Source organism: Arthrobacter sp. NPDC080086 (assembly GCF_040702285.1).
Map to the genome: position 1 here is coordinate 1 of NZ_JBFBKP010000057.1, position 19,265 is coordinate 19,265.

At 71.9% G+C, this 19,265-nt stretch carries 17 protein-coding genes and 1 tRNA gene; 5 read left to right on the top strand and 13 right to left on the bottom strand.

Annotated features, from left to right (window positions below; genetic code table 11):
• Both AB0305_RS16730 and AB0305_RS16735 read left to right on the top strand, forming a co-directional pair.
• Window positions 1-773 (top strand): glycoside hydrolase family 16 protein (locus AB0305_RS16730; RefSeq protein ID WP_366173447.1); only part of this gene is annotated, 773 nt, incomplete at its 5' end.
• A 52-nt stretch (window positions 774-825) separates the two neighbouring features.
• Window positions 826-1,695: a class II glutamine amidotransferase gene (locus AB0305_RS16735; RefSeq protein WP_364137581.1), complete on the top strand. Its 870-nt coding sequence runs from the start codon at window positions 826-828 to the stop codon at window positions 1,693-1,695.
• 76 nt (window positions 1,696-1,771) lie between these two features.
• Here the strand turns inward: AB0305_RS16735 and AB0305_RS16740 are convergent, their stop codons facing one another.
• The 3 genes from AB0305_RS16740 to AB0305_RS16750 form a co-directional block, all read right to left on the bottom strand.
• Window positions 1,772-3,172 (bottom strand): MFS transporter, encoded by a 1,401-nt coding sequence (locus tag AB0305_RS16740; RefSeq protein WP_364137956.1) that lies wholly within the window; start codon window positions 3,170-3,172, stop codon window positions 1,772-1,774.
• A 145-nt stretch (window positions 3,173-3,317) separates the two neighbouring features.
• Complete coding sequence (locus AB0305_RS16745) at window positions 3,318-3,977, bottom strand: dihydrofolate reductase family protein (protein ID WP_290258012.1); 660 nt, start codon at window positions 3,975-3,977, stop codon at window positions 3,318-3,320.
• A 134-nt stretch (window positions 3,978-4,111) separates the two neighbouring features.
• Window positions 4,112-4,858, bottom strand: coding sequence for a lytic transglycosylase domain-containing protein (locus AB0305_RS16750; protein ID WP_364137584.1), 747 nt, complete (start codon window positions 4,856-4,858; stop codon window positions 4,112-4,114).
• A 215-nt stretch (window positions 4,859-5,073) separates the two neighbouring features.
• Between AB0305_RS16750 and AB0305_RS16755 the strand changes: the two genes are divergently transcribed.
• Entirely contained in the window at window positions 5,074-5,490 is a 417-nt protein-coding gene (locus tag AB0305_RS16755) for a VOC family protein (RefSeq protein WP_364137586.1), read from the top strand.
• Between the two features lie 32 nt (window positions 5,491-5,522).
• Here AB0305_RS16755 and AB0305_RS16760 read toward each other — a convergent pair whose 3' ends face one another.
• The 5 genes from AB0305_RS16760 to AB0305_RS16780 form a co-directional block, all read right to left on the bottom strand.
• Complete coding sequence (locus AB0305_RS16760; RefSeq protein ID WP_364137588.1) at window positions 5,523-6,188, bottom strand: DUF2510 domain-containing protein; 666 nt, start codon at window positions 6,186-6,188, stop codon at window positions 5,523-5,525.
• A 189-nt stretch (window positions 6,189-6,377) separates the two neighbouring features.
• Window positions 6,378-7,964, bottom strand: a complete 1,587-nt coding sequence (locus AB0305_RS16765; protein ID WP_364137590.1) for a long-chain fatty acid--CoA ligase — start codon at window positions 7,962-7,964, stop codon at window positions 6,378-6,380.
• Window positions 7,961-8,584 (bottom strand): TetR/AcrR family transcriptional regulator, encoded by a 624-nt coding sequence (locus tag AB0305_RS16770; protein WP_364137592.1) that lies wholly within the window; start codon window positions 8,582-8,584, stop codon window positions 7,961-7,963. Before AB0305_RS16770 ends, AB0305_RS16765 begins: the two co-directional genes overlap by 4 nt.
• Window positions 8,581-10,665 carry a 3-hydroxyacyl-CoA dehydrogenase NAD-binding domain-containing protein gene (locus AB0305_RS16775; RefSeq protein WP_364137594.1) on the bottom strand — a complete coding sequence of 695 codons (2,085 nt, stop codon included), beginning with the start codon at window positions 10,663-10,665 and terminating at the stop codon, window positions 8,581-8,583. The genes AB0305_RS16770 and AB0305_RS16775 overlap by 4 nt, the downstream gene beginning before the upstream one ends.
• A 50-nt stretch (window positions 10,666-10,715) precedes the next feature.
• Window positions 10,716-11,906 (bottom strand): acyl-CoA dehydrogenase family protein, encoded by a 1,191-nt coding sequence (locus tag AB0305_RS16780; protein ID WP_364137596.1) that lies wholly within the window; start codon window positions 11,904-11,906, stop codon window positions 10,716-10,718.
• A gap of 249 nt (window positions 11,907-12,155) precedes the next feature.
• On the opposite strand from AB0305_RS16780, the gene AB0305_RS16785 reads away from it, so the two are divergent.
• Window positions 12,156-12,692, top strand: coding sequence for a hypothetical protein (locus AB0305_RS16785; RefSeq protein WP_364137598.1), 537 nt, complete (start codon window positions 12,156-12,158; stop codon window positions 12,690-12,692).
• Between the two features lie 15 nt (window positions 12,693-12,707).
• On the opposite strand, the gene selB is transcribed toward AB0305_RS16785, so the two are convergent.
• The 3 genes from selB to AB0305_RS16800 form a co-directional block, all read right to left on the bottom strand.
• On the bottom strand, window positions 12,708-14,504 hold the full coding sequence (gene selB / locus AB0305_RS16790) for a selenocysteine-specific translation elongation factor (RefSeq protein WP_364137600.1): 1,797 nt from the start codon (window positions 14,502-14,504) through the stop codon (window positions 12,708-12,710).
• A gap of 3 nt (window positions 14,505-14,507) precedes the next feature.
• Complete coding sequence (selA, locus tag AB0305_RS16795) at window positions 14,508-15,851, bottom strand: L-seryl-tRNA(Sec) selenium transferase (protein WP_364137602.1); 1,344 nt, start codon at window positions 15,849-15,851, stop codon at window positions 14,508-14,510.
• 36 nt (window positions 15,852-15,887) lie between these two features.
• Window positions 15,888-15,982 (bottom strand) — tRNA-Sec (locus AB0305_RS16800).
• 43 nt (window positions 15,983-16,025) lie between these two features.
• Between AB0305_RS16800 and selD the strand changes: the two genes are divergently transcribed.
• The gene (gene selD, locus AB0305_RS16805) at window positions 16,026-17,048 is read left to right on the top strand and encodes a selenide, water dikinase SelD (protein WP_364137604.1); all 1,023 of its coding nucleotides are present in this window, start codon (window positions 16,026-16,028) and stop codon (window positions 17,046-17,048) included.
• A gap of 82 nt (window positions 17,049-17,130) precedes the next feature.
• Here selD and nrfD read toward each other — a convergent pair whose 3' ends face one another.
• Together nrfD and AB0305_RS16815 are read right to left on the bottom strand one after the other, a co-directional pair.
• The gene (nrfD, locus tag AB0305_RS16810) at window positions 17,131-18,222 is read right to left on the bottom strand and encodes an NrfD/PsrC family molybdoenzyme membrane anchor subunit (protein WP_364137606.1); all 1,092 of its coding nucleotides are present in this window, start codon (window positions 18,220-18,222) and stop codon (window positions 17,131-17,133) included.
• Window positions 18,219-19,220 (bottom strand): 4Fe-4S dicluster domain-containing protein, encoded by a 1,002-nt coding sequence (locus tag AB0305_RS16815; protein WP_364137608.1) that lies wholly within the window; start codon window positions 19,218-19,220, stop codon window positions 18,219-18,221. Before AB0305_RS16815 ends, nrfD begins: the two co-directional genes overlap by 4 nt.
• Window positions 19,221-19,265 lie beyond the last annotated feature (45 nt).

Genomic DNA, 19,265 nt, shown 5'->3' on the forward strand with positions numbered 1-19,265 from the left:
GCCATCGTCGCGGCTGCGCCCGGGTGCGATGCGCTGATGCTCGACCTGCACGGCGCGCGCCCGCCGCGGTGCAGGCCGCCCCGGCACCCGCCCTCGCCGTAGCCTCCACCGGCGGCCCCGCTCCCCTGGGTGTCCCCGGCAACTGGTCCCTGGCCTTCAACGACGACTTCAACGGCGCCGGCCTGGATACCAACAAGTGGGCCGCCTGCTGGTTCGCGCCCGGCTGCGGAACTATGAACAAGGTCAGCACCAGCCCCGCCAACGTCTCGGTCAGCAACGGCAACCTGGTCCTGAACCTGGCGTCGGCCACTTCCGGTGCGCTGGTCTCCTCCAACCCCCGCGGCGGCGCCGGCACCGGCTACCAGTTCACCACCGGCTACGTCGAGGCCCGGATCAAGTTCCCCGGCAACGCCAACGGCCTCTACAACTGGCCGGCATTCTGGTCCACCGGCCAGTCCTGGCCCGCCACCGGCGAGAACGACATCGCCGAGGTCCTCAAGGCCAAGATGACGGTCAACTACCACTCCACCAGCGGCGCCCAGAACCAGGGCGGCGTGGGGGGCAACTGGGCCAACGAGTACCACACCTTCGGCCTGCACCGGATGGCCAGCTCCTCGGACGTCTACTTCGACGGCGTCAAGGTCAAGTCCTACCCGACCAACGACGGCAACGCCCCGCAGTACCTGGTCCTGAACGTCGGTGCCTCCTCGACCAACCCGGCCTACGGCCCGGCGTCGCAGGTCCTGGTGGATTACGTCCGCGCCTGGCAGTAGCCCGGACGTACACTGGCTCCCATAACGCCGCGTAAACCACGGAGGAGCCACCATGTGCCGACTGTTCGGGCTCCACGCCGGCGCCCGAACGGTCCGCGCCACGTTTTGGCTGCTCGACGCGCCGGACAGCCTGTCCGTCCAGAGCCGGCGCGAGCCGGACGGGGCGGGCATCGGCACCTTCGACGAGTTCGGACAGCCGCACGTGGCGAAACAGCCGCTCGCGGCGTGGGAGGACCACGCCTTCGCCCGGGAGGCCAGGACGCTGCGGAGCACCACGTTCCTCGCGCATGTCCGCTACGCCAGCACCGGCGCCCACACCGTGGCCAACACCCACCCGTTCGAGCAGGACGGGCGGCTGTTCGCGCACAACGGCGCCTTCGGTGACCTGGACCGGCTGGACGCACGGCTCGCGGAGTTCGGTGTCGCCGACCTGGTCCGGGGGCAGACGGACAGCGAACGCCTCTTCGCCCTGATCACCGCCGAAACCCGGCGGGCGGACGGCGACGTCGGCGCCGGGATCACCCACGCCGTGGCCTGGGCCGCCGCCGAACTGCCGGTGCTCAGCCTGAACCTGATCGTCACCACGGCCACGGAGCTGTGGGCGCTGCGCTACCCGGAAACCCATGAGCTGCACCTGCTGGAGCGCGATCCCGGGCGGATCCACGGCCCGGCCGCGCCGCTGGAGGCGCGCAGCCACCGCATCCACGCCCACAGCGAGGACCTCGCCGCCGGGCCGCAGGTGCTGATCGCCACCGAGCCGATGGACCACGACCCCGGCTGGCGTGCGCTGGCCCCCGGGGAAATGCTGCGGGTGGGCCCGGACCTGGCAGTCACGTCCACGTTTCCGTTCCCGGACGGGCCCCGGCACCGGCTCGACCTCTCGGATCTCAGCCCCGAGGCCGCCGCCTCGCAGCGTCCCTAGCCAGCCCCGTCCCTAGACTGCCCCGTCCCTAACAAGCCCCGTCCCTCACAAGCCCCGTCCCTAACAAGCAAAGCGCCTAGCTGCGTTCCGCCACCGCGGAATCCGCGGCGTCACCGGCGTGGGCCTGTTCGGCGGGTTTCCGGCCCGTGGCGGGCATCGCGACGACGGCGATCACCGTCAGCACCGCGCCCACCAGCACCGCCAGGAACACCGCGCCGGAGGCCGTGACGACGGTCCCGGGGTTGGTGTCCCCGCCCGGGGTCCCGGCGTAGATTGCGTTGGCGACGGCGCCGAAGACCGCCACGCCGATCGAGCTGCCGATCGATCGGGCGAACAGGTTGGTGCCGGTCACCACGCCGCGTTCGTTCCACTCCACGCTGGACTGGGCGGCGATCAGCGTGGGCGTGGCGACAAGCCCCAGGCCCAGCCCCACGATGAAGCAGCTGGCCGCGACCAGGAGCACACTCGGCGAGGAGGCGGTCAACGCCAGCACCGCGGTCCCCACCACGGTGATGCTGATGCCGATCAGCGCGGTGGTCCGGAAACCCAGGCGCAGATAGAAGCGGCCGGACTGGGAGGCGCTGATCGGCCAGCCGATGGTCAGTGCCGCCAGGGCGAGCCCGGCCAGGATCGGGGACGTGGCGATGGACCCCTCGAGGAAGGTCGGCACGTAGGAGGTCAGGCCCAGCATGACGGCGCCGACGCCGAAGGAGACCAGCGCCGTCGTCGCCAGCAGCCGGCGGGAGACCACCCACGGCGGCAGGACGGGCTCGGCCGCGCGGCGTTCCACCAGCACGAAGACGGCCAGCAGCACCGCGCCTCCCGCGAAGACGCCGATGCTGGGGGCGGAGTTCCAGGCCCAGGCCTGGCCGCCCTCGAGGGCGCCGAGGATCAGCAGGGTCAGCGCCGCAGTGAGCAGCGCGGAGCCGAGGTAGTCCACGGTGTGGCCCTGGCGTTTGACGTCCTCCCGGAAGGAGCGCAGCAGCATCCAGCCGGCCAGCAGGCAGAGCGGGATGTTGACCAGGAAGATGCCCCGCCAGATGCCGAGGGTGGAGAACACGCCGCCCAGGGTGGGGCCGACGACGGAGGAGATGGCCCAGACGCTGGCGAGGTAGCCCTGCACCTTGGCCCGTTCGGTCAGGGTGTAGATATCCCCGGCTATGGTGATGGCCATCGGCTGGACCGCACCGGCGCCGAGGCCCTGCAGCACCCGGAAGGCGATCAGCGCCGGCATGCTCCAGGCGATGCCGCAGAGGATGGATCCGAGCAGGAACAGGCCGATGCCGATCAGGATGATGGGTTTGCGGCCGACCACGTCGGAGAGTTTCGCGTAGACGGGCACGGACACGGCCTGCGCCAGCAGGTAGGCGGAGAACAGCCAGGGGAAGGACGAGAAGCCGCCCACGTCGCGCACGATCGAGGGCACCGCGGTGGCCACGATCGTTGAATCGATCGCCACCAGGCCGGTCGAGAGCATCAGGGCAATGAGGATCGGTCCCCGGGTGGAGCGGAAGCCGACTCCGTCGCTTGTTGTCGTCACTGGTTTCGTTCCCGTCGTCGTCCACGCCGTACGGCGCCCGGAACCGCGCGGTTCCGAGGTCATAACTCCGGCGGGACGGGAATTAGTCCCGCGGACGCCGGGTAAAGACCAGGTGGGTGACGCCCGACGGCGAGGGCGTCGCCTCAATCTCAAAGCGCTTTTCCAAGTCTTCGAGCCCGTCCCAAAGCCGCTCCCCGCGGCCCAGGAGGATCGGCACCAGGACCAGGTGCAGGTGGTCGATCAGGTCGGCGGCGAGGAACTGCCGCACCGTGGCGACCCCGCCGCCGATCCTGACGTCCTTGCCGCCGGCGAGCTCCCGGGCACGTTCCAGCGCCTCGGCGGGGCCGGCGTCGAGGAAGTGGAACGTGGTCCCGCCCTCCATCTCCAGCACGGGCCGGGGATGGTGGGTGAGGACGACGACGGGCGTGTGGAAGACCGGATTGTCCCCCCACCAGCCCTTCCATTCCTCGTCCTGCCAGGGTCCGCGCTGGGGGCCGAACTTGTTGCGTCCCATGATTTCGGCGCCGATGCCGGGTGCCCAGGTGCCGGCGAAGGCCTCGTCGACGCCGAAGGAGGGTTCTCCGTCGCCGGGCAGGCCCATGGCGCGGAAGGTGCGGGTGCCGAACGCCCACTGCATCAGCCGGGTACCGGCGTGGCCGAAGGGCGCTTCGAGGCTTTGGCCCTCGCCCGTGCCGTAGCCGTCCAGGGAGATCGAGAAATTGTGTACGCGGACGAGGGACATGTGAGCTCCTTGGCGGGTGGCCGGGTTTCCGAGCCCACTCTAGGAGCGGCGGGCGGTCCGCTCAAGGACTTCGGAGCCGCGGCCTCCCCGGGCGGGGCCGCAGCGCCGTCCGGTGCGCCGCCTTGGCGGGCCTCTCAGCCCTGGGCGGCGGCCCGCGCTGCGTAGACGGTTGCCCGAGCCTGGACGTTGCGGATGTAGGCGTCGGACTGGTTATAGGCGTAGATGGCGTCGGTCCAGCCGCGCGGGGTGGTGAGGTCCCGGCCGTGGCCGCAAAGGTAGTCGGCGGCGCTAAGGGCGGCGTCGTCGATGTTGAAGGGATCGGCGACGCCGTCGCCGCTGCCGTCCCGGCCCGCCAGCCGCCAGGTAGAGGGGATGAACTGCATGGGTCCGACGGCGTGGTCCCAGTGCGGGTCGCCGTCGAGCGCACCGCCGTCGGTGTCCGGGATCGCGGCGAACCCGTCGCCGTTGAGGCTGGGCCCGACGATCGGGCCGCTGACCTGGCCGGCCGCGTTGAGGCTGCCTCCGCCGTAGCTCCCGTGCGCCGTTTCGACGAAGCCGATCGCCGCGATGGTGTTCCAACCGATGCCGCAGCCGGGGGTGGTGGCGTTCGCGGTGACCGCGGCGGCGACGTAGGCCCGCAGCGCCCGGGCCGGGATACCGGTTCGTGCGGCGGCGCCGGTTAGCCACTGCGCATCCGGGCTGGGGGTGACGTTGACCGCCGTGGTGATGTCGGCGCCCTCGAGTTTCGCTACCGCGCTTGGCGGCGCGGCGACGGCGGTCCGGATGCCCTCGCCGGACCGGCCCACCGCCCAGAACGAGAAACCGGCGATGACGGCCACGGCCAGCAGGCCGAAGACGAGGAGGCGTTTGAGTCGGAGCACCGACTAATCAAACCATCCGGCACCGACGTCGGAAGACTCCGCGCCCGGGTTGTGGGCCACGCCCGTGCGCCGCCTCCCGGCACCGCGTCCTCCGAAGCGTCCCGGGACCCCTGTCCGTGACGGCGGCGCGTTGCTAGCATAGGCGCGGACGCCGCCGACACCCGGCGGGGCGTCCGCATCCCGGAGTCCCACCCCCGTCCGCAAGGAGAACCGCCATGGCCACACACCTCAACCCCTACCTGAGCTTCCGCGACAACGCCCGCGAGGCCATGGAGTTCTACCGCGATGTTTTCGGCGGCCAGTTGACCGTGAGCACCTTCGCGGACTTCCAGGCCAGCCAGGATCCGTCGGAGGACACCTTGGTGATGCACGCCCAGTTGGAGTCCCCCAGCGGGTTCGTCCTGATGGGGTCCGACACCCCGGCGCGGATGGACTACACCCCGGGCAACACCTTCAGCGTCTCGCTCAGCGGCGACGAGGACGCGGAACTGCGCGGCTACTGGGACAAGCTCTCCCAGGACGGCACCGTCACGATGCCGCTGTCCATGTCGCCCTGGGGCGACGCGTTCGGCATGTGCAACGACAAGTATGGCGTCGCCTGGCTGGTCAACATCGCCGGGAAGAAGGACTAAGCCCCGACGCCGGGAGCGGCGTCGCCGGAGACTCAGATGATGGTGTGCCCGGCGACGGCGGTGATCAGCGTGGAGACCTTGATGCCGATGAGGGCGGCCGTCAGGACGATCATGCCGAGGGTCACCCAGACGGGCGCCAGCCCGCGACGGGGAGCGGCCTCGTGCACCACCGCCGACCGGCCGATCACGTAGAGCTCCCGGCTGAGGAAGACCCAGGCCCAGTGGAACGGGCGCACCACGCCGTCGCGGCGCAGCTTCTGCCAGTCGAGGTAGGCCAGCACGGCGGACACGGCGTAGATGATCAGGCCGGTGCCCAGAGCCAGCAGGTAGGGCAGGGTGAGGATCGACGCCGGGTCCATGGTTTGCACCCGTCGCAACCCCGTCGTCCTGGTCCGCAGGACGGGATTCCAAAATGCTAGGCTGATCAGCGGGATGATCGGCAGGGTGGCGATCAGCCAGATGAACGGGTTGTAGACCGGGGTGGACGGGCTGATCTGCGGGCGCCCGGTGCGGTACGGGTTTGCAGGGGCGCCCGGGTGCCCCGCGCTGAGGTGCCCCGCACTGAGGTAGCCGGTCCAGGCCGTGCCGTCCCACCAGCGCAGGTAACCGGATCCCGCAGGGTCCGCGTACCAGCCCGGCGCGGGCAGGTTACCGGGTGCGCCGTACCCGGCGTTTGGGGTGCTTGGCGGGACAGTCATGGCCGGTCCTTCTCGAGCTGTTCGGGGTATCTCCCCCGAACCATACCGTGCGCCACCATCTGGTGGTGTCGAGCCCATTGTCGACCTGCAGAGTGGGAATCCGGTGGACGGGCGCTGACAGGACGCTGCATGTTGCCGCGCCCCTCACCCGTCCCCGCCGCCGTCGCCCGCCTACAACGCGTCGTCCCCTCACGCCTTGCCGTCCGCCAGCGTGCGGCGCAGTTCCCGCTTGAGCACCTTATGGCTTGGGCCCAGCGGGAATTCGCCGGTGAACCGGACATGCCGGGGGTACTTGTGCTTGGCCAGGTGCTGCTGGCTCCAGTCGATGATGTCCTGCTCGGTGGGCGGGTTCTCGGCGTGCGCGGGGTCCAGCACCACGACGGCGCAGACCTCCTCGCCGCGCAGTTCGTCGGGCAGGCCGACGACGGCCACCTGGGCGATGGCAGGGTGCCGGGAGAGCACCTCCTCCACCTCGCGCGGGTACACGTTGTAGCCGGAGCGGATGATGACGTCCTTGGTCCGGTCCACCACGTAGATGAAGCCGTCCTCGTCCATGGTGCCGAGGTCGCCGGTACGGAACCAGCCGTCCACCATGGCCTCGCGCGTGGCCTCCGGGTTGTTCAGGTACCCGGCGAAGACGTTGTGGCCGCGGACCAGGATCTCCCCCAGTTCGCCCGTGGGCATGGGGACCACGCGCTCCGGCTCGCGGTGGTCGGCGATGGTGACCTCCACGCCCCAGACCGCCTGGCCCACGCTTCCGGGCCGCGCGCCGGCGTGGGGCGTGTTGGTGGAGACCACCGGAGAGGTCTCCGAGAGGCCGTACCCCTCGTAGATGGTGACGTGGAAGGCGGCGTTGAATTTCTCCATCACGGCCAGCGGCATCGGCGCGCCGCCGGAGACGCAGAGCCGCAGCGTGGGCAGGTCGGGCCGGCCTTCGGCGGCGGCGAGCAGCTGCATGTACATCGTCGGGACGCCGTGGAAGATGTCCACCTGATGCGTGGTGATGAGCTCCAGCGCCGCCTCGCCGGTGAATTTGGGCAGCAGCACCAGGGTGCCGCCCAGCCGGAACAGGGCGTTCATGCTGGCCGTCTGCCCGAAGACGTGGAACAGTGGCAGGCAGCCGAGGGCGACGTCGCTGGAGCGTACGTCGTTGGCGTCGACGGCGGAAACGGTGGCGTTCATGACCATGTTCAGGTGCGTCAGGATGGCGCCCTTGGGACGGCCGGTGGTGCCGGAAGTGTAGAAGATGACCGCCGGGTCCTCCGCCTCACGGCTCACGTAGGTCTCCATGCCGCCGGGGGCCTCGGGGTCGAGGTGCCGGATGCCGCCGTCGCCGTTCCCGCCCATCGCGCCGCCCGGGCCCGGTCCGCCGTCGGCCGCCGCGGGGCCGACCAACAGCAGTGGAATCCCGGCCTCCCCCGCCGCCTGCCGTCCCACCTCGAGGAACGCCGGGTGGCAGAGGAGCGCCGTGGCGCCGCTGTCGCGGAGCACGTGGATGACTTCCCGGACGGTCAGCAGCAGGTGCACGGGCACCACCACCCCGCCGGTTGCCTGGATGGCGTAATAGGCGGCGGGGAATTCGACGACGTTGGGGGCCATCAGTCCCACCACGTCCCCGGGGCGGACCCCGGCGTCCTCCAGCTGGCCGGCGTAGCTCAGGGCCTGCCGCCACAGGGTGGCGTACGAATAGGACCGGCCACCGCTGATCACGGCGGTCTTCTCCGGGTACTTGCGGGCGGATTCGGCCAGGATTGAAGCGAGCGACAACGCTGTCATGGGTTCTGCTTTCTCTCGTGTTCACGTCCGGTAAGGGGTCCGGCCAGGACGGCCGTCAGGGTGTTCTCCAGGACCGCCCGGGCCTGCTCCGGGGACTGCCCCAGATGGTCCCGCAACAGTTTCCAGGTGGCCCAGTCCGCCGCGGCGCAGACCGAGAGGACCGTGCGGGTGCGGCGTTCCGGGTCCAGGGCGGCCAGTTCCGCGTCGAACAGCCGTTCGACGTCGGCCCTGATCCGGTCCAGATTCCCGCGCAAGTTCTCCTGCAGCGCCGCGGAGAAGGGACGCTGCACGTCCGCCGCCCGCGCCAGCGGCGCCAGGGCTTCCAGCACGGCGGCCCGCTGGGCGCAGTAGGCCGCGATCCGTTCCCCCAGCGGTAGCCCCGCCGGGACGGGTGCGACGCCGGCATCCTGGTCGGCGAGTTGCCGGGCGGCCGTCGCGGCCATGAGGCTCTCCAGGTCCTTGAAGTGGTCCCAGAGGGCACGGACCGAGACCCCGGCCCGGGCCGCGATCTGCCGGGCCGAGGGTTTGAGTTCGCCGTCCCTTAGGAGGTCCATGTGGGCGTCGCGGATGACCTGCCGGGTCCGCAGGGTCCGCGCGTTGCGCCCGTCGGTGGCGGTCATGCGCCGGCGAGGAACCCGGCCGGGAGCAGCGTGGCGTCGCCGGTCTGCTCGGCGTAGTGCCGCAGCCGCTCGGCGACGTACCCGTGGCCCACGTGGCCGGCGTACCAGAGGGGTCCGCCGCGGTAGGCGGGCCAGTTGTAGCCCTTGACCCAGATGACGTCGATGTCCCCGGCGCGCTCGGCGATGCCCTCGGCCAGGATCCGGGCGCCCTCGTTGATCATCGGGAACAGCAGCCGCTCGAGGATTTCGGCGTCGGAGAGGTCCCGCCTCGTGATCCCCTCGGAACGGGAGACCTCGACGATCAGGCGTTCCACCTCAGGGTCCTCGCGGCCCTCCCGCCCGTCGTAGGCGTAGTATCCGGCGCCGGTTTTCTGGCCGAACCGCCCCGCCTCGCAGAGCGCGTCGGAGACCGGGGCGGTGGTGCCCTCCGCCTTGCGGTTGCGCCACCCGATGTCCAGGCCGGCCATGTCCCCCATCTCGAAGGGACCCATCCGGAATCCGAAGTCCTTCAGGACCCGGTCCACCTGGCCGGGCAGCGCCCCCTCCAGCAGCAGCTGCTCGGCCTGGACGGAACGGACCTCCAGCATCCGGTTGCCGACAAAACCATGGCAGACCCCGACGACGACCGGCGTCTTGCCGATCCGGCGCGCCGTGGCGACCCCGGTGGCCAACGCCGCGGCGTCGGAAGCGGCCCCTCGGACCACCTCCACCAGCGGCATGACGTTGGCCGGGCTGAAGAAGTGCAGGCCGAGCACCCGGGACGGCAGGCGGGTGCCCGCGGCGATGGTGTCGATGTTCAGGTAGGACGTGTTGGAGGCGAGGATGCACTCGGGACGGACCACGGCGTCCAGCGTGGCGAAGATCCCCTCCTTGACGCCCAGGTCCTCGTAGGCGGCCTCGATGACCAGGTCGGCGTCGGCGAAGTCCGCGTAGTCGAGGCTTCCGGTGATGAGGGACCGCAGTGCTGCGGCGTCCTCCTCGCTCCGGCTGCCACGGGAGACGGACACGGCGAGGTTCTTGTCCACCTGGGCGAGGCCGCGGTCCAGGGCGGAGCGTTCGGCTTCGACCACCGTGACGGGGATGCCGGCGGAGGCCAGTGCCATGGCGATGCCGCCGCCCATGGTTCCCGCGCCCACCACCCCGGCCCGCCGGACGGGCCGTGCCGCCTCCGGGTCCAGGCCCGCCGGGCGGCGGGCCGCACGTTCGGCGGCGAAGAGGTGCCGCTGGGCCGCCGATTCTGCGCTGGCAAGCCGTTCCTGGAACTTCTCCCGCTCCACCTCCAGTCCGCGGTCGAAGGACTGCTCGATGCCGGCCGCGACGGCGTCCACCGCGGCGCGGGCGGCGAATGGGTCCTTGGCCTTGCTGAGCGCCGCCCCGGCGAGCCGTTCCACCGAGCCGGGGGTGGCGGCAGTCTCCGAGATCCTGTCATCCCGGTCCCGGGTGCGCCGCGCCGGCAGGGCATTGACGCGGGCGATGGCATCCCTGACGGCGCCGGATGCGCCGGGGTCTTCCGCCACCGCGTCGATCAGCCCGTCGCGGAGCGCATCGGCCGCGGTGACGTCCTTGCCCGTCAGTATCATCCCGAGGGCGCGCCGGGGCCCGACCAGGCGGGGCAGCCTGACGGTGCCGCCGGCTCCGGGGATCAGGCCCAGCGTGATTTCCGGCAGTCCGAGCCGGGCCTCAGGGTCGGCGATCCGGGCGTGCGCGGCCATGGCGAGTTCCAGTCCCCCGCCCAGGGCCACGCCGGTGATCCCGGCGATGACGGGCTTCGGGAAATCCTCCACCCGGGCCACCAGTGCCCGGAGGTCCGGGCCGTCCGCGTGCCCGGGTTGCCCGGCGCCGGCAACTTCTGGTTCAGTGCTCTTGAACTCGGTGATGTCCGCGCCCGCGGAGAAGGCCCGTGGCTGGCCGAGCAGCAGGACGGCGGTGACGTCCGGGTCGGCGGCGGCGCGGTCCAGCGCGGCAGCCAGCGCACGGCGCAGGTCCCGCCCCAGGGCGTTGACGCTGCCGCTGCGCATGGTCAGGCGCGCGACGCCGTCCGCTATTGAGACGTCGACGATTCGATCTGCAGGTTCGCCCACGGGGTGCCTGCCTTTCTGCCGGTGGCCGAGGCCGTTCCGGCGTGGAGGGGTCAGCTGAAGGCGGAGATGCCGGTGATGTCGCGGCCCACCAGGAGGGACTGGATGGAGTCGGTGCCCTCGTAGGTACTGACCACGTCCATGTCGGTCATGTGGCGGGCGACGTGCCGCTCCAGGAGGATGCCGTTGCCGGCCAGCATGTCGCGGGCCTCGGCGCAGATCCACTTGGCCTTCTGCGCGGTGGACATTTTGACCATGGACGCCATCGGCCCGGTCAGCCGCCCGGACTCGGCCAGTTCGGCCATCCGGTGGCACATCAGCTGCATGGCGGTCAGTTCGCTGAGCATGTTGGCGAGCTTGTTCTGCACCAGCTGGAAGGAGCCGATCGGCCGGCCGAACTGTTCCCGGTCCAGCGCGTAGCGGGCGGCGATCTCGTAGGCGGCCATGCCGTGGCCCATGGCCTCCCAGGCGGCGCCGCCGCGGGTGGCGGACAGGACGGTGGTGACGTCCTTGAAGGAGGCGCAGTTCTCCAGCCGGTTTTCTGCCGGGATGCGGAGGTTCTCGATGACGATATCGGCCTGCTGGATGGCGCGCTTGCCGATCTTGCCGGTGATGACGGTGGGTTGGTAGCCATTCGGGTGGTTGCCGTCGTCGTCCCTTTCCAGGACAAAAGCCTTCACCCGCCCGTCCCCGTCGTCACGGGCGAAGATGACGACGACGTCGGCCATGTGGCCGTTGCCGATCCACCGTTTGTGGCCATTGAGGATGTAGCTGTCCCCGTCCCGGCGGGCGGAGGTTTCCAGGGCGACGGAGTCGGAGCCGTGCAGCGGCTCGGTGAGGGCAAAGGCGCCGATCTTCTCCATGGCCGCCATGGCCGGGAGCCAGCGGCGGCGCTGGTCCTCGGAGCCGAGCATGTTGATGCTGCCCATGGCCAGGCTCGAGTGGACCCCGACGAAGGTGTTGATGGAGCCGTCGCCGCGGGCGATCTCGCGGGCCACGATGCCGGCGGCGCGGCGGCTCAGTCCCGGGCAGCCGTAGCCCCGGATGGTGCTGCCGATGATGCCCAGCCCCGCCAGGCCTGGAATCAGTCCGGAGGGGAACTCGGCCCGCTCCCAGTGGTCGTTGATGACGGGGAGGATGTCCGCCTCGACGAAGGCGCGGACCCGGTCCCGCAGGCCGCGTTCCTCCGCGGACAGCTCGTCATCGAGCAGGAAGTAATCGCTGGTGATTTCCGGTCCGGACACTGCGGGGCTCCTTTGCCTAGAGGTTGCGGCCCCTGCGATCCAGGTCACATCAGGACAACAATTTGCATCGTAACTGCAAATTGTTGGCAGCCCAAGGGTTTGGCCGCGGCGTTCCGGATGACGGACCGGTTACGCCGTGGTCCGCCCCGTCCCGGCAGTGCGCGGCGGATCCCCTGCCGGATCACAGCATCCGCCCAGTCTTCTGCCCTTTACTTGGGGCGGAAACATCCAGTTTTGAGGAGAAATACCGTGGACGAACAGAGCTACCCGGAGGGCGCCGGCCGGGCCTCCGGCACCCCGCCCTATGGCCGCACCACGCCGCCCACCATGCCGGTGCCGCACGCCGAAACACAGGGGATCCCGAATGCCGGGCCGCAGCCGGTGTCGTCGGCCTCGGCGGCCCCGGTGTGGGGAACCCCTGGCCCGACCTACCCGGCCAATGGGTCCGCAGGTCCCGGTATCCCCGGTCCCGGAACCCCGGGCCCCGGCGCCCCCGGTCCGGGACGGCCGGCGAAGAGGTCCTGGTGGAGCCTGCCGAAGGTCCTGGTGGCTGCCGGCCTCGCGGTGTTGCTCGCCGGGGGCGGCGGCGCCGCGATTGGGTATTCGATGGGCAAGTCGGATGCGGCGCACCAAGCCGCGCAGCGGTTCCAGAACGGCCGCCAGGGCGGCTTCAATGGCCAGGGCCGGCGCGGCGGGCAGGGCCAGCCGACGGCACCGGGCTCACAAAACGGCTCCCAGGACGGCGGCCAGGGTGGCGGCTCCCCGAGCGGCGGCACCAACCCGTAGCCCGGCCGGTGCGGGTCAGCGCACCACGGTGCGGTGACCCGCGTCCAGGCGCCGGGTCCAGCCCCGGGAATCAAGGTGTTCCAGGAGCGGGATGGCCACCCGGCGCGTCGTGTTGAGCGCCTGCCGGGCCTGGCTGGTGGTGAACGGCTGGTCCAGCCGGGCCAGCGCGCGCATGGCAAGGGCCGGCGCTGCGGGAAGCAGCACCACCCCGTCCCGCAGCCGCAGCAGCCGGCCGGCGCGCTCGGCGGCGGCCAGTTCGCGGCTGCCCAGGCGCAACCGGGCGAGGTCCTCGGCCTCCGGCGCGTGGAACGGGTCCGCGGTCAGCCGGCGTTCGATCTCGGCGACGGCTGTCTCGGCGGCGCCGAGATCGTCGCGGCTGCCGGGCACACTAATGTGGCCGGCGTCGGCCTCCAGCGTGGCTCCCTCGATCACGTGGGGCAGCAGCCTTTCGTCCGGCAGGTTCAGCAGGCCCGCCGCGGCCCCCATGGAGAGCCCCGGGGCCAGCGGGTCCCGTTGCTGCAGGTCCTCAACGGCCGCCCGCAGCCGCTGCTGCCACGCCTCCAGGACGGGGGCGTGCACCCACCAGTCCCCCACGACGTAAATGTCGTCGAACCCCGCGGGGTCCTGGCCGGTCAGCAGCCCCAGCCGCCGCAGGTGATCCTCCCGGACCGCGCCGCGGGCCGCGACCGCGCCGGGGAGGTCGCCGGCGGGGTCCATCGCGGCCAGCCGCCTCGCCCATTTCGCCCCATCGCCGCGGCGCTCCAGTGCGGGCGGGTCGGCGTCGAGGATGCGGGCGCCGCCCAGGACGGAGTGCCGGCCGGGGTCCCGCAGCACCAGCCGGTCCCCCAGCACCAGCGGCAGCGCCCGGTCGAGCACCAGGCGGGCAAGGTCGGCGCCGAAGGGACGCAGCCGGGCCGGGACCGCGGCGGTTCCCACGTGCACCATGATGTTCTCCGGCACCTCCGTGTATTCCCGGCCCGAGGCCCGCTGGATGCCGACGACGGCGGTGGTGGGCCAGGCGTCCGGGGTGACCAGGACGTCGCCGCGGTGGATCTCGGCGGGGCCGACGTCGCGGAGGTTCAGGGCCACCCGGCTGACCGGTTCCACGGAGGTCCGGGCGGTGTCGCAGCTTTGGAGCCCGCGGATGGTCACCGGCCGCTCGGTGGCGTCGCCGAGGAGCATCAGCCGGTCGCCGCGGGCCAGGGTTCCTGCGGCCAGGGTCCCCGTCACGACGGTCCCGGATCCGGTGATGGTGAAGGACCGGTCCACCCAGAGCCGCACCCGTCCGGTCAGGGTGGGGGCCGGCACCCGGGCGAGGACATCGTCGAGCGCGGCCCGCAGCTCGTCCAGTCCGGTGCCGTCGATGGCGGAGACGGCGACGGCGGGCGCGTCGCGCAGGCCGGTTCCGGCGAGCTCCGCACGGGTCCTGGCCAGGACCTCGACGCGGCGCTGTTCCGTGGCCCGGTCGGACCGGCTCAGGACGATCACGCCGTGCTCGATGCCCAGGGCAACGACGGCGTCCCGGTGGTCACCGGACTGCGCCTGCCACCCCTCATCGGCGGCCACCACGAAGCAGACCACGGGCGCGGGCCCGATGCCGGCCAGCATGTTCCCGAGGAACCGCTCGTGTCCCGGAACGTCCACGAAGGCCACGTCCCGGCCGGAGGGCAGGGCGGTCCAGGCGTAGCCCAGGTCGATGGTCAGCCCGCGGCGGCGTTCCTCTTCCCAACGGTCCGGTTCCATCCCCGTGAGGGCGCGGACCAGGGTGCTCTTGCCGGAATCGACGTGTCCGGCCGTGGCGATGACGTGCATGGGTCAGGCCGCGCCCCCGGTGACGGCGGCAGCGCCGGCGGCAGCGAACGCTGCCCGGGCCCGGCGGACTGCGTCGAGGATCCGGTCGTCGTCGGCGGCGGGCACGCAGCGGAGGTCGATCAGGCAGGCGCCGTCGTGAACCCGCGGCAACACGGCCGGGGTGCCGGTACGCAGCGGCCCGGCGAGCCGTTCCGGCAGCCGCAGCGCCCAGCCCGGCAGCGGCACGCCGGGGGCGCCTCCGCCGCCGACCCTGCCGTCGTGGGCCACGACCGGCACGTCGAGGGCGGCGGCGAGACGGTCCGTGCGCCGGCGCAGCTCGTCGGCGTCGGCGTGCAGTGCCTGGGACACGGGCGTGGCGCCGGCGGTGACGGTGGCTTCGAGGGCGGCGAGGGCGAGTTTGTCGGCGCGGACCGCGCGGGCCAGGGGGTGCCGGGCCAGACTGTCGATGATGTCCTTGCGGCCCAGGAGCAGGCCGGCCTGGGGGCCGCCCAGGAGCTTGTCGCCGCTGGCGATCACGACGTCGGCGCCATCCAGGAGCGCCGAGGTCACGTCGGGCTCGTCCGGCAGCAGTGGGTCCGGGGCCAGCAGTCCGCTGCCGAGGTCGGCCACCAGGGGAACGCCGCCGGACCGGGTGAGCCGGCTCAGTTCCTGGACCGGGACGGCCGAGGTGAACCCGTCGACCCGGAAGTTGCTGGGGTGGACCTTGAGCACGCACCCCGTCTGCGCTCCGATGGCGTTCTCGTAGTCGGCCAGGTGTGTCCGGTTCGTGGTGCCGATCTCCCGCAGCACGGCGCCGGTGGATTCCATCAGGTCCGTCAGCCGGAAGCCGGCGCCGATTTCGACCAGTTCGCCGCGGCTCAGGACCACTTCCTTGCCGGCCGCCAGGGCGGTGGTGGCCAGGACGAGGGCGGCCGCTCCGTTGTTGACCACCAGCGCGGCCTCCGCGGCGGGGCAGGCGGCGAGCAACGCCGCCCGGGCGCCGGCTCCCCTGCTGGAGCGGCTGCCGTCCCGGAGGTCGAGTTCGACGTCGATGTAGCCGCTGGCGGCGAGCAAGGCTTCCTTCGCGGCGTCCGACAGCGGGGCGCGTCCGAGATTGGTGTGGACGATAACGCCGGTGGCATTGAGCACCGGCCGCAATGTGGTGGCGCGGCGGGCGTTCACCTCCGCCGTCAGCGTCGACTCCACCAGGCCGGGGGCCAATTCGCCGCGCCGGGCCCGGTCCTGGATGTCCCAGACCATTTCGCGGATGACGTGGCCGCCGAGCCGTCCGGCGGCCTCCCGGATGGCGGGCAGGGCAAGCAGGTCGTTCGTCCGCGGAATTTGCCGCCGGGGGTCGATCTGGTCCACGGTCCTCCTCGGCCGGCGGCAGTCACGCCTGAAAGTTGGCGGTGGCGGACGGGAATCGAACCCGCCAGGCCGAGATGCTCGGCCGCACCGGTTTTGAAGACCGGGGGGCCCACCAGGACCCGGACGCCACCGCGCATCAATATAGCAGGGTTGCCTTGGGGGTACGCTGGGCGGGTGACCGAGGCCCAGACAACCATCCGGGAGCCGGAAGAGGGCGCCGCGCCCATCCGGCTCACAGGCTTTGCCCACGGCGGAGGATGCGCCTGCAAGATCCCGCCGGGCGAACTCGAGGACGCTGTCCGCGGCCTGATCGGGTACCCCGGGCCGGAGGTGCTGGTCGGTCTGGACAGCGGCGACGACGCCTCCGCCGTCCTGGTCCGCGAGGACCTCGCGGTCCTCACCACGGCCGACTTCTTCACCCCGGTGGTCGACGACGCCTACGACTGGGGCCGCATCGCCGCGGCCAACGCCCTCTCCGACATCTACGCCATGGGCGGCCGACCTGTGACGGCCATCAACCTCCTCGGCTGGCCGCGCGGCGTGCTGCCGATGGAACTCATGACCGAGGTCCTCCGCGGCGGGCTCAGCGTCGCCACCGAGGCGGGCTGCCCGGTGCTTGGCGGGCACTCCATCGACGACCCGGAACCCAAGTACGGCATGGCCGTCACCGGCGTCGCGCACCCGGACCGCCTGCTGCGCAACGACGCCGCCGCGCCGGGCCTGCCCATCACCCTGACCAAACCCATCGGCGTCGGGCTCCTCAACAACCGCCACAAGCACACCGGGGAGATCTTCGCCGAGGCGGTCGAGACGATGGCTCGGCTCAACCGGGACGCCTCCGACGCCGCCGTCGCCGCCGGGGCGAAAGCCGCCACGGACGTCACCGGCTTCGGCCTGCTGGGACACCTCTACAAGATGGTCCGCGCCTCCGGAATCGGCGCCGTGATCGACCTCCAGTCCGTCCCCCTGGTGGACGGGGCCTTGGAGGCGCTCCGCGACGGGTTCGTCTCCGGCGGCACCAAGCGCAACCTGGACTGGGTGCGCGCCCACCTCGACGCCGATGCCGGCATCACCGAGGACGACCTGCTGCTCCTGGCGGACGCGCAGACCTCCGGCGGCCTACTGGTGGTCGGCGAAGTGCCCGGCTACCCGGTGATCGGCCACACGACGGCGGGCCGGGGCATCCGAATCCGCTAGGCCCGGCGCCCTGCCGTGCAGGGCTGCCGTGCAGGGCGACTGCGGGGCGGCCGGCGCCGCGAGGTCGGCCCGGGACGCTGTGTCAGCTGCCGGTGGTGATGGCGTCGCCGGTGACCCCGGCGGCCCGCCGCTCCGCCAGGCGCCGCTTCTGCGGTTCAATGGTGTAGCGGGGATCCTTGGCGGAGGCGAGCCCGGCCTCGAACACGCCGAAGCGGGTCAGCGCCGAACCGGCCAGCAGCGCCAGTCCCGATGCCGCCGCCACGATGCGGTTCCGGCCGCCCAGCAGGGTCCCCAGTCCCCCGGCCAGGACAAGCCGTTCGCTCCACGTCAGCATGGTGCCGGCCTTGCCCTGGTGCAGGGGCTCCGCGGCCACCGGGTCCATCCGTCGTTCCATGATCTTCATCGCCACGACGTCCCCCACCACGCCGAGGAGCGCGAGGTTCCGCGCGGGTCCGGCCTCGCGGACCGGCGTCGTCACCATCGCGAGCCCGGCGGAGGCCAGGCTGGCGGAGCTGACGAACACGAACGGCAGCTCCCCGTGCATCTCGTTCCAGGTCGGCGTCGCGGTGTCGCCGAGGAGGACAGCCGTGTAGGCAGCCAGCGGGCCCGCGAAGACGGCGGCTTCGAGGCCGGCCGGGCCTTCGACGGCGCGCAGCACGCCCCGCAGCGGTCCCAGCGGCAGCCGTTCGCCGGTCAGCCGGTCCACCTCGGCCGCGGCGGCGACGCCAGCCCCGGCGCTGAAGGCGCTGAGGATCCAGGAGCCGACGCTCATCGGAGAGGTCACCTTGAAGGTGCGCAGCATGTGCAGGAAGCGCTCCGGGCGTCCGAGGTCCTTGACCAGGGCGGCGGCGCCGAGGCCGACGGCGCCCAGGGCACCGAGCCGGGCGTTCCGCCGCAGCAGCGGCCGTCCGCTCAGCTGGGCGCCGGCGGCCAGCAGGGCCGATCCGCCGGCAACGCCGCCGAGGAACAGGTACGCGGCGACGTCGTCACCCCATGGCGCCGGCTTGACGACGGGGCGGCCGTAGTAGGAGGTGAACTCCGGCTCCGGCACCATCGGCATTTCGCGGGAGCCGTCACCGTTGTCCCTGCGCCGGCCGGTTCCCCGCTTCCCGCCGTTGCGGCGGCGTCGGGCGGGTTCCGCGGGACGGAAGCTGTCGAATTCGGAAAGCGTCACTCGCGTCCTCCAAGGAATGCCACGGCGGCGGCCGCCGCCATGCCGACCACCGCGACGGCGGCGCGCCGGTACATCTTCGGCAGGTCGGCCGTGGGAACCCGCGGGTCCGGCGGGAGGCCGTAGACCTCGGGTTCGTCAAGCAGCAGGAAGACCGAGCCGGTGCCGCCCACGCCGTCGTTCTCGTTCGCGCCGTAGAGCCGCGCCTCGGTCATGCCCTGGGCGTGCAGGGTGGCAACGCGCTCTTTGGCGGTCTCCACCATGTCGTCGTGGTCGCCGAACTTGATCGACGTCGTCGGGCAGGCCTTGGCGCAGGCAGGCGTCTCATCGGCCACGAGCCGGTCGTAACACAGCGTGCACTTCTGGGCGACGCCCGCGTTGGGGACCTCGGGGTGCCCGGCATGCTGTTCCTCGCGGCTGGTGGCAACCTTGACGGTGCCGTTGCTGCGCCGTTCGATCACGCCGAAGGGGCAGCCCGCCACGCAGGTGCCGCAGCCGTTGCAGACGTCGTCCTGCACCACCACGGTGCCGAATTCGGTGCGGAACAACGCTCCGGTGGGGCAGACGTCCAGGCAGCCGGCGTGGGTGCAGTGCTTGCAAACATCCGAGGACATCAGCCAGCGGAAGTCGGCGGTGTCCGGCGGGGTGGTGTCCGCGCCGGCGACGACCGTCCCGGGCTGGGGCGGGGGCCCAATGCGGGGCATGCCCAGGCTCACCAGCGCCCGGCCGGATTCCCGCGCCTCGGCGATGCGCTCCTGGCCCTGCTCGATGAAGGCGACGTGCCGCCAGGTGCTGGCGCCGAGGGATCCGGTGTTGTCATAGGAGGAACCCAGCAGTTCTAGGTTCCCGTCCTGCGGGTTGTGGTTCCATTCCTTGCACGCCACCTCGCAGGCCTTGCAGCCGATGCAGATGGAGGTGTCGGTGAAGAACCCTTTGCGGGGAGGGTTGTGTTCCCAGTGGGCGTCGGCCGTGGGGTCGGTGGGTCCGGTCAGCTGGCCCATGCGGTCCTCCAACGTCGGGTCGGTGTCCGGGCCGCGGCGAGGTGC